The following is a 14,116-nucleotide window of genomic DNA, read 5'->3' on the forward strand; positions in this document are numbered from 1 at the left end:
CGGGCCTACCCCCACACCTCCGCCAACCTCAACAGATTAGTACTCCCCGGCTGCCCGAACGGCATGCCGGCGGTGATGGCGATCTGATCGCCTTTCTTTGCAAATCCTTCCTTCAATGCCGTCTGGCATGCGGCGCTGACCATTTCGCTTTCGTTGTGGATCTGGTCGCTGATTGTTGAATGCACTCCCCACACCAATGCCAGCTTGCGCGCGGTCGCGATCTTGGGCGTGATGCTCAGGATTGGCGCCATCGGGCGTTCGCGAGCGGCGCGCAGGCTAGTGTGGCCGGAGCTGGTGTAGGTCACGGTGGCGGTGGCGCCGACGATGCGGGTGACGTCGCGCAAGGCTGAACAAATCGCATCGGAACTGTTGGATTGCGGCGTCTCCTGCTGGGCGTCGAGCATGTTGCGATAGAGAGGATCGCGTTCGACTTCGCTGATGACGCGATCCATCATGGCGACGGCTTGCAGCGGGTAGCTGCCGTTGGCGGATTCTGCCGACAGCATGACGGCGTCGGAGCCATCATAGATGGCGCTGGCGACGTCGGAAACTTCAGCGCGGGTCGGCACCGGGCTGGTGATCATGGATTCCAGCATCTGGGTGGCGATGACGATGGGCCGGCCGTGTTGGCGGCAGACGCGCAGGATGCGTTTTTGTGTGCCGGGCACGCGCTCGGGCGGCAGCTCGACGCCGAGGTCGCCGCGCGCGACCATGATGGCGTCGGAGGCCTGGACGATGTCATCGAGACGGTCGAGTGCGGCCGGCTTTTCCAGCTTGGACAGGACGGCGGCGCGGCCATTGATCAGGGCGCGCGCTTCGAGCACGTCTTCAGGGCGCTGGACGAAAGACAGGGCAATCCAGTCGACGCCGAGTTCCAGTGCGAAGGACAGATCGCGTTTGTCTTTTTCGGTCAGGGCGGGAATCGGCAGCACGGCGTCGGGCACGTTGACGCCTTTGCGATCCGACAGGGTGCCGCCATTGATGACCTTGGTGCGAATGCGATGGCCGTCGCTGTCGAGTACTTGCAGGCGCAGCTTGCCGTCATCGAGCAGCAACGACTGACCGGCGGCGATGACTTCAAACAATTCGGCATGCGGCAGGCAGACGCGGGTGTTGTCGCCGGGCGTGGTGTCGCGATCAAGGACAAACTCCTGCCCTGCTTCCAATTGAACCTTGCCCTCGGCAAACTGGCCGACGCGCAGCTTGGGGCCTTGCAGGTCGGCGAGGATGGCGATCGGGCGGCCGACTTCGCGCTCGACGGCGCGCACGATTTCAAAACGGGCGTGATGGTCGGCGTGGGTGCCGTGGCTGAAGTTGAAGCGGAACACGTCGGCCCCGGCTTCGAACAGCGCCTTGATCATTTCTTTGGTGGCGCTGGCTGGGCCGAGTGTGGCTACGATTTTTGCCTGGCGTTGACGTCGCATGGACGGGTCTCCTTGGGTTGTTGGTTTGCGGCGTCATTCGTTTTATTTGATGAAACGCACGACACTGAGTCCCAGCGTTCGCTGGGACGACGGGGATATATTTTTTAGAGAATAAGAATGGCGCGGAAGTCGTTGACGTTGGTTCTGGTCGGGCCGCTGACGACGAGGTCGCCGAGCGCGCTGAAGAAGCCGTAGCCGTCGTTGTTCTCCAGCAGTGCTTTGGGATTGAGGCCGAGTTCTTCGGCGCGCTTCATGGAGTCCGGCTGATAGATCGCACCGGCGTTGTCTTCCGAACCGTCGATGCCGTCGGTGTCGCAGGCAATCGCATGCATGCCGGGTGCGCCGTTGAGGGCGTTGGCGAGGCTGAGCAGGAATTCCGCATTGCGTCCGCCGCGACCGGTGCCGCGCACGGTGACGGTGGTTTCGCCGCCGGAGATCAGCACGCAGGGTTTCTTGAACGGTTGGTCGTGTTGGGCAATCTGTCTTGCGATAGCCGCATGTGCAAGGCCAATGTCGCGCGCTTCGCCTTCCATGTCGTCGGACAGGATGTAAGGCGTGATGCCTGCTGCGGTGGCGGTGGCTGCTGCCGCTTGCAGGGCTTGCTGGGCGGTGGCGATGACGTGGTGTTCGTTGGCGGCCAGACGTGCATCGCCGGGCTTGGGTGTTTCGCCGATGCCGGAGTCGAGATGGGCTTGTACCGATGGCGGGATCTCGATCTTGTATTTGCGTAGTACCGCCAATGCCTCGGCGCAGGTGGTCGCGTCGGGCAAGGTCGGACCGCTGGCGATGATGCCGGGGTCGTCGCCGGGAATGTCGGAGATCATCAGCGTCACTACGCGCGCCGGTGCACAGGCTAGTGCGAGGCGGCCGCCTTTGATGGCAGAGAGGTGTTTGCGAACGCAGTTCATTTCGAAAATGTTGGCGCCGCTTTTGAGCAGGGCCTTGTTGATGGCCTGCTTTTGTTCGAGGGTGATGCCTTCTGCTGGCAAGGCGAGCAAGGCGGATCCGCCGCCGGAGATCAGGCAGAGGACGAGGTCGTCTTTGGTGAGGCCGTTGACCATGGCCAGCATGCGGGCGGCGGCTTGGCGGCCGGCTTCATCGGGAACGGGGTGGGAGGCTTCGACGACTTCGATGTGTTGGCAGTCGGCGCCGTGGCCGTATCTGGTGACCACTAATCCGGAGAGGTCGCCGGGCCAGTGCTGCTCTACTGTTTTTGCCATCGCTGCGGCGCCTTTGCCTGCGCCTATGACGATGGTTCTTCCTTGCTGTGGGGGTTCGGGCAAGAAGAATGGGAGGGATTTATCTGCGCTTACTGCGGAGACGGAGGCGGTGTAGAGGTCGAGGAGAAATTGGCGAGGCGATTGCATTGTTTTTAATCCTTTTTTTCCGGCATGCTTTAGTGGCTGTCGATTCTTTTCATTCTTCGGACGCCCCTGCCGGGGGGTAGCCCGGCAGCTACTCACTTTCTTTGCTTCGCCAAAGAAAGTAAGCAAAGAAAGGCGACCGCTGGGTCGTAGCCCCCTTCGGGGGTTCCCGGCGTCGGCAGGCATAAATCGGGAAGGGAAAACAACTCGCTACGCTCAGACATTTTTCCCTTCTTTTTCCGATTTATGCCTGCCGCCACCGGCTACTCTCAAGCGGCCAAAGTGCCCAAACTGCTCGCCTTCGGCATCGCGCTATCAAACGTTCATTGTCGCTAATTCGTTCGTCGTCCCAGCGAACGCTGGGATCCAGTGGCTTCAGCGCATCACTCAACCGTCTTCACGACGCTGGGTTCCAACTTTCGTTGGAACGACAGAATAAATAAAACCACAGACAATCAAACCACCTCCCTACCAGGGCGATGCGCAGCGAGCCCGTCTCGAAGTCCGCTTGAGAGTAGCCGGTGTCAGCGGGTGAAAATCGGATTAAGAAGGGAAAAATGTCTGAGCGTAGCGAGTTGTTTTCCCTTCCCGATTTTCACCTGCTGGCGCCGGGAACCCCGAAGGGGCTACGACCCAGCGGTCGCCTTCTTTTGCTTACTTTTCTTGGCGAAGCAAGAAAAGTGAGCGGCTGCCGGGCCGCCCCCGGCTTGGTCGTCCGAAGAAAGAAAAGAATCAGCTACAGACGACCGCAGACTAAACCTTAGCCCTTGGCAATCTCATGATTCGACATCAACTCAATCGCCCGGCACAACGCCGAGTGATCCAACCCACTCATCCCATTGGCCGCACAAGCATTCATCAACTCCTGTGCCATCGCCGTGTTAGGCAAGCTGACACCCAATGCTTTAGCGCCCTGCAAAGCCAGATTCAAATCCTTCTGATGCAACTCAATCCGGAAACCAGGATTGAAGGTACGCTTGACCATGCGCTCGCCGTGCACTTCCAGAATGCGCGACGACGCAAACCCGCCCATCAGCGCCTGACGCACACGCGCAGGATCCGCACCGGCCTTGGAAGCAAACAACAACGCCTCAGCCACCGCCTGAATATTCAGCGCAACGATGATCTGGTTCGCCACCTTGGTGGTCTGGCCGTCACCATTACCGCCAACCAGAGTGATGTTCTTGCCCATCAGTTCAAACAGCGGCTTGACGTCGTTGAACGCCGACTCGTTGCCACCGACCATGATGGTCAGCGAGGCGGCCTTGGCGCCGACTTCGCCGCCGGACACCGGTGCGTCCAGATATTCACAACCGAGCGCGTTGATCTTCTGCGCAAAACCCTTGGTGGCGATCGGCGAAATCGAGCTCATGTCGACCACGATCTTGCCGGCAGTCAGGCCTTCGGCGACGCCACCTTTGCTGAACAACACCGCTTCAACGTGCGGGGTGTCCGGCACCATCACGATGATGATGTCGGCGCGCTTGGCGACTTCTGCGCCCGATGTGCAGACGGTAGCGCCGCCTTCGAGCAATGCTGCCGGTGGATTTTTCTGGTCATGCAGGTAGAGCTTGTGACCGCCCTTTTGCAGGTTGTCCGCCATGGGCGAACCCATGATGCCTAATCCGATGAATCCGACCTTTGCCATGATGTGTCTCCTCTAAGATGAATAAATGAATGCGTTTCAAACGACGATCAAAGGCCGTGCGCCGCACGCCAGCCGAGACCTTCGACGGTGCCGGCCTTCGGCTTGTATTCGCAACCGATCCAGCCCTGATAACCGATCTCGTCCAGGTACTTGAACAGGAAGCGGTAGTTGACCTCGCCCGTGCCCGGCTCGAAGCGGCCCGGATTATCGGCCAGCTGCACATGACGGATCAGCGAAAGATTGGCCTTGATGGTGTTGGCCAGTTCGCCTTCCATGCGCTGCATGTGATAGATGTCGTACTGGATGAACAGGTTGTTGGAACCGGTCGCGGCAATCAGTTCAGCCGCCTGCTTCGTGGTGTTGAGAAAGAAGCCGGGAATGTCGAAATAGTTGATCGGTTCGATCAGCAAGGCGATGCCTTCGGCTTGCAGCTTGTCGGCGGCGAACTTGAGATTGGCGACCAGCGTCTCGCGCGCAGCGGCCGCGCTCACGCCTTGCGGCTGGATGCCAACCAGGCAGTTCAGTTGCTTGACGCCGAGTACCTTGGCGTAGCGGATCGCGTCGTCGACACCCTGGCGGAATTCATTGATACGATCAGGATGACAGGCAATGCCGCGCTCACCGGCTTCCCAGTTGCCTGCAGGCAGATTGTGCAGGACCAGTTCCAGTTCGTTCTTGCGCAGTTGTTCGGCGATCTGCGCCGGTTCGAAGGCGTACGGGAATAGGAATTCCACGGCCTTGAAGTTGGCTTGCGCAGCAGCGCGGAAACGCTCCAAAAACGGCAGCTCGGTGAAGAGCATGGTCAGGTTGGCGGCGAGTTTAGTCATGTGTGTGTCCTTGGTGGTCGTGGTGCTGCCGGTTCGGGCTGGCGTTAAAACCACCACCGCGGTCCCGGCAAAGACCGGGACCCGGTGGCGTACAGCAATGTGCGATGGCGGTCGCTCGCTCGGCACATGGGGGGCATGTGCCGGCAAGCTGATGTAGTTGTCCGCCGTCGCTGTCTCCTCTTGATCGTCCTGTTCTTCTCGATCAGTCCAGCAGGCTGATTGCCGTCGGCGCATGTTCGCGCTTGGTGGCCAGCTCTTCGAATTCGTTGACGGCGTTGATCTCGGTGCCCATCGCGATATTGGTGACGCGCTCCAGGATGATTTCCACCACCACCGGCACGCGGTACTCGGCCATCCAGCGCTGCGCCACGGCGAAGGCATCCTGGATCTCGTTCGGGTTGGTGACGCGGATCGCCTTGCAGCCCAGGCCTTCCACCACGGCGACGTGGTCGACGCCGTAGCCGTTGAGTTCAGGCGCGTTGATGTTCTCGAACGCCAGCTGTACGCAGTAGTCCATCTCGAAGCCGCGTTGCGCCTGACGGATCAGACCGAGGTAGGAGTTGTTCACCACCACGTGCAAATACGGCAGATTGAATTGCGCGCCGACAGCAAGTTCTTCGATCATGAACTGGAAGTCGTAATCGCCCGAGATCGCTACGACCTTGCGTTGCGGGTCGGCGGCACACACGCCCAGCGCGGCAGGAATGGTCCAGCCCAGCGGACCGGCCTGACCGCAGTTGATCCAGTGGCGATCTTTGTAGACGTGCAGGAATTGCGCGGCGGCGATCTGCGACAGACCGATGGTGCTGACGTAGCACGTGTCGCGGTCGAAGGCGCGGTTCATTTCTTCATAGACGCGTTGCGGCTTGATCGGTACTTCTTCAAAATGCGTGCGGCGATGCATGGTGCGCTTGCGCTCCTGGCATGCGGCCAGCCAGGCGGAGCGGTCGGGCAACTTGCCGGCGGCCTTCAGTTCTTTGGCGACTTCGATGAACAGCTTCAACGCGGCCTTGGCGTCGGAGACGATGCCGTAGTCCGGGCCGAACACGCGGCCGATCTGGGTCGGCTCGATGTCGACGTGGACGAAGGTGCGATCCTTGGTGAACACGTCGATGGAACCGGTGTGGCGGTTGGCCCAGCGGTTGCCGATGCCGAGCACGAAGTCGGACGCCAGCATGGTGGCGTTGCCGTAGCGGTGGCTGGTCTGCAGACCGACCATGCCGGCCATTTGCGGGTGATCGTCGGGGATCGCGCCCCAGGCCATCAGGGTCGGGATGACCGGCACGCCGGTGAGTTCGGCAAATTCAACCGCCAGTTCGGCCGCATCGGCATTGACCACGCCGCCGCCGATGGTCAGCAACGGACGCTCGGATTGGTTCAGCATGGTCAGCGCTTTTTCGATCTGGGCGCGCGTCGCCGAAGGACGATAGACCGGCAGCGGCTCGTAGGTGTCGGGGTCGAATTCGATCTCGGCCATCTGCACGTCGAACGGCAAGTCGATCAGCACCGGACCGGGACGGCCCGAGCGCATCAGGTGGAAGGCCTGCTGGAACACGCGCGGCACCAGCGCCGGTTCGCGCACGGTGACGGCCCATTTGGTGACCGGCTTGGCGATGGATTCGATATCGACGGCCTGGAAGTCTTCTTTATACAAACGTGCACGCGGCGCCTGGCCGGTGATGCACAGGATGGGAATCGAGTCGGCTTGTGCGGAGTACAGGCCGGTGATCATGTCGGTGCCGGCAGGACCGGAGGTGCCGATGCAGATACCAATGTTGCCGGCCTTGGCGCGGGTGTAGCCTTCGGCCATGTGCGAGGCGCCTTCGACGTGGCGCGCCAGGATGTGTTGGATGCCGCCGTGGCGTTTCAGCGCCGAGTAGAATGGATTGATCGCTGCGCCAGGCACGCCGAAGGCTTGCAGGCAGCCCTCTTTTTCCAGCACATATACCGCTGCGTCTACTGCCTTCATCTTTGCCATGTTGCCTCCTTAGTGTGCAATGTCAGTGCGCTGAGGGAGGCAAATTGCAGATGCGATCAACCGGGCCCTCAACCGTTGATGCATCCTATAACCAACAATATTGTTTGATAAGAAGACTAAATATCTGTTTATTCCGTACTAAAAATATGGAAATATAGAAAAAGTATCGAATAAGGAGGTTTTGTGGACAAACTCAAACAGATCGAAGCTTTTGTCTCGGTCGTCGAAAAAGGCAGTCTCGCGGCAGCGGCGCTGGAGGAAAACATCACCCCCGTGATGCTGGGCCGACGCATCGACGCGCTCGAAAAACGCCTGGGCACCAAGCTCATGCATCGCACTACGCGCCATCTGACGTTGACCGAACAAGGCAGCGTTTTTCTTGATCATTGCCGCAAGCTGCTGGGCGATATCGAGGTGGCGGAAAAGAGCATTGCCGAAGGCCGTCACAAAGCCACCGGCCATCTGGTGGTCTCGACACCGGCAGCCTATGGACGGCTGCATGTGGCGCCGCATGCGCCGGCTTTTCTTGCGCATCATCCGGAGGTGCAGATCTCGTTCAACCTGACCGACCGCGTGGTGGATCTGGTGCGTGAAGGCTATGACCTGGGCATCCGCATCGGCGGCGCGATCGAGCCGAGTTTCGTGGCAGTGAAGCTGGCCAGCAACCGCCGCGTGGTGTGCGCCGCGCCGGAGTACCTGCACCGCAACGGCATCCCCAAGACATTGGACGATCTGGCCGATCACAATTGCCTGGCCTTCAACCTGCAGGGCGGGCAGCAGCGCGGCTGGTATTTTCAGCAAGGCGGCAAGCCGGTGATCATCCGCGCACAAGGCAATCTGGATTGCAATGACGGCGAGCTGCTGCACCGCTGGGCTAGCGAAGGGCTCGGGCTGGCATGGCGTTCCACCTGGGAGATCCAGGCGCAGCTGGCCTCGGGTGAGCTGATCACGGTGCTGGACGAGTATGCCCTGCCCCATTACGACATCATGGCTGTGTATCCACAACAACGGCATCTGCCGGCGAAGACGCGTTTCTTTATCGATTACCTGAAGGAGGTCTATTCGCAGCCGGATTACTGGACCAAGGGTTAAACACCGCGATGGCACAGCTTAATTTCGCGATTTATAGCGATTCGATACATTCCGATCAGGAATTCCCGGATTGGAATGATGGCAAATCGTCATTATTCGATTAACGTATGAACATATACCCGTAACCTTATAGTTGATATTCCCTATGCCTTACTTTTTCACCAAATATTTCAACGACATTACATACGCTGCAATCAATCTGCTCAAAGCCGGTTTCCGTGCTTGCTGTCAGGGATGGGAAGCGGCGCAAAACAAGACACAAATCAGAACGCCCATTTTTTGTGGACCTGAGAAATCCACGAGTTTTCTGGCGTATAAAAAAGAACCGCGTACTGCGTAAACGGAGACAATTCTCATGACTTTTCTGGACAAATTTTTCAAACTCAGCGACAACGGCACGACCGTCCGTACCGAGTTGCTGGCCGGTCTCACGACCTTCCTGACGATGGCTTACATCATTTTCGTCAACCCATCCATTCTCGGGGATGCGGGTATGCCAAAAGATTCCGTCTTCGTCGCCACCTGTGTGGCGGCGGCAATCGGCACGCTGATCATGGGCCTCTACGCCAACTACCCGATCGGCCTCGCGCCGGGCATGGGGTTGAATGCCTACTTTGCTTACGCCGTGGTCAAGGGCATGGGCTTTCCGTGGCAGGCTGCGCTGGGCGCGGTGTTCATCTCGGGCTGCCTGTTCCTGCTGGTGAGCCTGTTCCGTATCCGTGAGCTGATCATCAACGCCATTCCGCATTCATTGCGTACGGCAATACCGGCGGGGATAGGACTGTTCCTCGCGCTGATCTCACTCAAGAATGCCGGCATCGTGGCCGCCAGCCCTGCCACTTTCGTCACCATGGGCAACCTGCATGAGGCTGCCCCTGTGCTGGCCATCATCGGCTTCCTGGTGATCGTTGCGCTGGATCAGCTGAAGGTGCGCGGCGCGCTGCTGATCGGCATCCTGAGCGTGACGGTGCTGAGCTTTATCTTCGGCGGCAATCACTTCAACGGCGTGTTCTCCGTCCCGCCATCGGTCTCGCCGACGCTGTTCCAGCTGGATCTGAAGGGCGCGATCTCGATGGGTCTGCTGAACGTGGTGCTGGTGTTCTTCCTGGTGGAATTGTTTGACGCCACCGGTACGCTGATGGGCGTGGCGCAACGTGCCGGTCTGGTCAAGAACGGCAAGATCGAACGCATCAACAAGGCCTTGCTGGCCGACAGTGGCGCCATTGTCGCCGGTTCGCTGCTTGGCACATCGAGCACCACTGCCTATATTGAAAGTGCGGCCGGCGTGCAAGCGGGCGGACGTACCGGCCTGACTGCGGTGGCCGTTGCCGTGCTGTTCCTGCTGGCGCTGTTCATTGCGCCACTGGCGGGCGTGGTGCCGGCTTATGCAACGGCGCCGGCGTTGTTCTTTGTGGCTTGCCTGATGCTGCGCGAACTGGCTGACATCGACTGGAACGACACGACGGAATGCGTGCCTGCCGTGATCACCGCACTGGTCATGCCGTTCACGTATTCGATCGCCAACGGTCTGGCGCTGGGCTTCATCAGCTATGCCGCACTCAAATTGCTGACCGGCCGCGTCAAGGACGTGTCGGCGGTGATCTGGGTGATCGCAGCAATCTTCCTGTTCAAGATGGTGTATCTCGGCGCCTGATGAACAGCAAAAAGCGTTAAGCAGAAATAAAAACATTGGCGCCGTCATACGATGGCGCCAATGACAGAGCAACAAGGATTTTTTAAAGAGAATGCTTCAACAATCTGTCGCAACAATCGGTAGCGGCAAATCAGTCTTCTCTTTAAAAGGTCCCGGCACGGATCTTGAATCAAAGTTCAGTAATCGATAGCCAATTTTTTATAGCAAAGCACACCATGTCAGAACCGATTCGCTTCTATTTCCGCGGTGAGACCCATCAAGTCGATGGACTGCCCAATACACGCACCGTTTTGCAGCATTTGCGCGAAGACCTGCATTGCACCGGCACCAAAGAGGGTTGTGCGGAAGGTGACTGCGGCGCCTGTACGGTGGTCGTGGGTGAGCTGCGCGGCAACGAGCTGGAACTGAAAACGGTGAACTCCTGCATCCAGTTCGTGCCGACGCTGGACGGCAAGGCGCTGTTCACGGTGAAAGACCTGAAGCAAAGCGACGGTTGCCTGCACCCTGCCCAGCAAGCCATGGTGGAATGCCATGGTTCCCAATGCGGCTTCTGCACGCCCGGTTTCGTGATGTCGCTGTGGGGCTTGTACCTCAAGCATGAACAAGACAATGTCACACCAACTTCGCGCGAAATCGACGATGCGCTGTCCGGCAACCTGTGCCGCTGCACCGGCTACCGTCCGATCATCGACGCGGCTCGCCGCATGGGCGAATTGCCGAAAGTGAGCTTCGACCGCGCGCCGGTGATGGACGCCCTGCGCGCCATCCAGCGCGAGGAACCGCTGTCCGTCACGCACGCCGGCCAGACTTTCCACGCACCGCGTACGCTGGCGCAACTGGCGACGCTGCGCAGCGAACTGCCGAAGGCGCGCATCCTCGCCGGCTCGACCGACGTTGGTCTGTGGGTGACCAAGCACATGCGTGATCTGGGCGACATCATCTATATCAGCCAGGTGGAAGAACTGCGCCACATCGTCAACAAGGACGGCTGGCTGGAAATCGGCGCCGGCGTCACGCTGGAAAAAGCCTACGGCGCACTGACCGAACAATATCCGCAAGAACTGACCGAACTGTGGCAACGTTTTGCCTCGCTGCCGGTGCGCAATTCCGGCACGCTGGGCGGCAACGTCGCCAACGGTTCGCCGATCGGCGACTCGATGCCGTGGCTGATCGCGCTCGGTACCGAGATCATGCTGTACGGCGTCGACGGCCAACGCATCATGCCACTCGAAGATTTCTATATCGCGTATCAGAAGTCGGCGATTCTGCCGAACGAGTTCGTGCAAGGCGTGCGCGTGCCGCTGCCACGCAAGGATGTGGCTTTCCGCGTGTACAAGCTCTCCAAGCGTTTCGACCAGGATATTTCGGCGGTCTGCGCGTCGTTTGCTTTCCGTCTCGATGGCGGCAAGGTGGTGGACGCCCGCATCGCTTTTGGCGGCATGGCGGCGACGCCAAAGCGCGCTGCACTGGCCGAGGCTGAACTGAACGGCAAGGAATGGAGCGAGGCCAATGTCAAAGCGGCAATGCTTGCGCTGGCGCAAGATTACGCACCGCTTTCTGACATGCGCGCCTCTTCGGCGTATCGTATGAAGACGGCACAGAACCTGCTGTATCGCTACTGGCTGGAAACGCGCGCCGATGCGCCGTTGCAAGCCGCTTCTGTGAGCGCGTTTGTGCACGGCAAGAATGCGGCTGCCGCTACCTCTGCCACAGCCCCACAGATTGCTTAGGAAGGAAACGTCATGAACAAGCAAACTGAAGAATTCATGTCCATCAAGAATCCGCAAACCTTGTCCGCCTGGACCGAAGTCGGCAAACCGCATCCGCACGAATCCGCCATCCTGCACGTGACCGGCGAGGCCACCTACACCGACGACATCGTCGAGTTGCAAGGCACACTGCACGCCGCGCTCGGCCTGTCGACCAAGGCGCACGCAAAAATGCGTGCGATCGATCTGAGCAAGGTCAAGGCTTCCGCCGGCGTCGTTGCGGTGTATACCGCTGACGATATCCCCGGTGAAAACCAATGCGGCGCCATCATCAAGGACGATCCGGTACTGGCCGATGGCCTGGTGCAATACGTCGGCCAACCGATCTTTGTAGTCGTCGCCGACACGCACGACAATGCCCGCCGCGCTGCGCGCCAGGCCGTGATCGATTACGAAGAACTGCCGTCCATCCTCACGCCGCGTGCTGCGCGCGAAGCCGAATCCTATGTGCTGCCGCCGATGCACCTGTCGCGCGGTAATCCTGCTGAGGCCTTCGACAAGGCACCGCACAAGCTCAAGGGTCAGTTCGACGTCGGCGGGCAGGAACAGTTTTATCTGGAAGGCCAGATCTCTTACGCGATCCCCAAGGAAGGCCGCGGCATGCATGTGTATTGCTCGACGCAACATCCGAGTGAAATGCAACACCACATCGCCCACGTGCTGCACGTCGCCTCGCATGACGTGCTGGTGGAGTGCCGCCGCATGGGTGGCGGTTTCGGCGGCAAGGAATCGCAATCGGCCTTGTGGGCCTGCGCTGCGGCAGTCGCTGCGGTGCGCCTGCGCCGACCGGTCAAGCTGCGCGCCGACCGCGACGACGACATGATCGTCACCGGCAAGCGCCACTGCTTTGCCTACGATTATGAAATCGGCTACGACGACAACGGCCGCATCGTTGCCGCGAAGATCGACATGGTCTCGCGCGCCGGTTTCTCGGCGGACTTGTCGGGCCCTGTTGCAACCCGCGCCGTGTGCCACTTCGACAATGCCTACTATCTGTCGGACGTGGAGATTCACGCCATGTGCGGCAAGACCAACACGCAATCGAACACCGCCTTCCGCGGCTTCGGCGGTCCGCAAGGCGCGATCGCCATCGAATACATCATCGACGAAATCGCCCGCAATCTCGGCAAGGATGCACTGGAAGTGCGGCGTGCCAATTTCTACGGCAGCAGCGATGCGACAGGTCCGGATGCCCGCAATGTCACGCATTACGGCCAACACGTTGAGGACAACGTGATCCAGGCGCTGGTCAACGAGCTTGAACGCACCAGCGAGTATCAGGAACGTCGCAAGGCCATCCATACCTTCAATGCGGAAAATACGATCCTCAAGCGCGGTCTGGCGCTGACGCCGGTGAAGTTCGGCATCTCGTTCAACGTGCCGCATCTGAACCAGGCCGGTTCGCTGGTGCACGTCTATACCGACGGCTCGGTGCTGGTCAATCACGGCGGTACGGAAATGGGCCAGGGCCTGAACACCAAGGTGGCGCAAGTCGTCGCCAACGCCCTCGGCCTGCCGCTGGATCAGGTGCGCTGCACCGCCACCGACACCAGCAAGATCGCCAATACCTCGGCCACCGCCGCCTCCACCGGCAGTGATCTGAACGGCAAGGCGGCGCAGGATGCCGCATTGCAAATCCGCGCACGCCTGGCGCAGGTTGCAGCCGAACGCTTCAACACCGATGTCAGCGAAGTACGCTTTGCCGACGGCATGGTGACGACCGGTGCCCAGTCCGTGACGTTTGAAGAACTGGTGATGCAGGCTTATCTGAAGCGCGTGCAATTGTGGTCGGACGGCTTCTACTCGACACCGAAGGTGCATTGGAATGCCAAGACCATGAACGGCCATCCGTTCTTCTACTTCGCTTACGGCGCAGCAGTCGCCGAGGTCGTGATCGACACGCTGACCGGCGAATGGCGCCTGATCCGCGCAGACTCACTGTATGACGCCGGCGAGAGCCTGAACCCGGCGATCGACATCGGCCAGGTCGAAGGCGGCTTCATTCAGGGCATGGGTTGGCTGACGACCGAAGAGCTGTGGTGGAACAAGGACGGCAAGCTGATGACGCATGCGCCGTCGACGTACAAGATTCCGGCAGTGTCCGATTGCCCGACGGATTTCCGCACACACCTGTTCAAGAACAGCAACGTCTCGGATACCATCCACCGCTCCAAAGCGACCGGCGAACCACCGCTGCTGCTGCCATTCTCGGTGTTCCTGGCGATCCGCGATGCGGTGTCAGCGGTGGGCGAACATCGCATTAATCCGCCGCTGCGCGCACCGGCGACCAGCGAGGCGATTCTGGATGCGATTGATGCGGTGAAAGCCACCGTCGCGGTGCAATAAGGTTTCCGATTTAC

The 14,116-nt window shown here is 59.9% G+C and carries 9 protein-coding genes; 4 read left to right on the forward strand and 5 right to left on the reverse strand.

The window, feature by feature from the left end:
• Positions 1-5: 5 nt before the first annotated feature.
• The 5 genes from pyk to gcl form a co-directional block, all read right to left on the reverse strand.
• Entirely contained in the window at positions 6-1,424 is a 1,419-nt protein-coding gene (gene pyk, locus hmeg3_RS17035; RefSeq protein ID WP_094564775.1) for a pyruvate kinase, read from the reverse strand.
• Positions 1,425-1,528: 104 nt separating this feature from the next.
• Positions 1,529-2,791 carry a glycerate kinase gene (locus hmeg3_RS17040; RefSeq protein WP_094564776.1) on the reverse strand — a complete coding sequence of 421 codons (1,263 nt, stop codon included), beginning with the start codon at positions 2,789-2,791 and terminating at the stop codon, positions 1,529-1,531.
• 757 nt (positions 2,792-3,548) lie between these two features.
• The gene (gene glxR / locus hmeg3_RS17045; protein WP_094564777.1) at positions 3,549-4,436 is read right to left on the reverse strand and encodes a 2-hydroxy-3-oxopropionate reductase; all 888 of its coding nucleotides are present in this window, start codon (positions 4,434-4,436) and stop codon (positions 3,549-3,551) included.
• A 47-nt stretch (positions 4,437-4,483) separates the two neighbouring features.
• On the reverse strand, positions 4,484-5,263 hold the full coding sequence (gene hyi, locus hmeg3_RS17050) for a hydroxypyruvate isomerase (protein ID WP_094564778.1): 780 nt from the start codon (positions 5,261-5,263) through the stop codon (positions 4,484-4,486).
• 202 nt (positions 5,264-5,465) lie between these two features.
• Positions 5,466-7,241 carry a glyoxylate carboligase gene (gene gcl, locus hmeg3_RS17055; protein ID WP_094564779.1) on the reverse strand — a complete coding sequence of 592 codons (1,776 nt, stop codon included), beginning with the start codon at positions 7,239-7,241 and terminating at the stop codon, positions 5,466-5,468.
• Positions 7,242-7,424: 183 nt separating this feature from the next.
• On the opposite strand from gcl, the gene hmeg3_RS17060 reads away from it, so the two are divergent.
• From hmeg3_RS17060 to xdhB, 4 genes are all read left to right on the forward strand, one after another.
• The gene (locus hmeg3_RS17060; protein WP_094564780.1) at positions 7,425-8,333 is read left to right on the forward strand and encodes a LysR family transcriptional regulator; all 909 of its coding nucleotides are present in this window, start codon (positions 7,425-7,427) and stop codon (positions 8,331-8,333) included.
• A 355-nt stretch (positions 8,334-8,688) separates the two neighbouring features.
• Positions 8,689-9,987: an NCS2 family permease gene (locus hmeg3_RS17070; protein ID WP_094564782.1), complete on the forward strand. Its 1,299-nt coding sequence runs from the start codon at positions 8,689-8,691 to the stop codon at positions 9,985-9,987.
• A gap of 215 nt (positions 9,988-10,202) precedes the next feature.
• The gene (gene xdhA / locus hmeg3_RS17075; protein ID WP_094564783.1) at positions 10,203-11,717 is read left to right on the forward strand and encodes a xanthine dehydrogenase small subunit; all 1,515 of its coding nucleotides are present in this window, start codon (positions 10,203-10,205) and stop codon (positions 11,715-11,717) included.
• Between the two features lie 12 nt (positions 11,718-11,729).
• Positions 11,730-14,102: a xanthine dehydrogenase molybdopterin binding subunit gene (gene xdhB, locus hmeg3_RS17080; RefSeq protein WP_094564784.1), complete on the forward strand. Its 2,373-nt coding sequence runs from the start codon at positions 11,730-11,732 to the stop codon at positions 14,100-14,102.
• The last annotated feature ends 14 nt before the right edge of the window (positions 14,103-14,116 follow it).

Origin of the sequence: Herbaspirillum sp. meg3 (genome assembly GCF_002257565.1) — a bacterium.
Classification (GTDB): Bacteria; Pseudomonadota; Gammaproteobacteria; order Burkholderiales; family Burkholderiaceae_D; genus Herbaspirillum.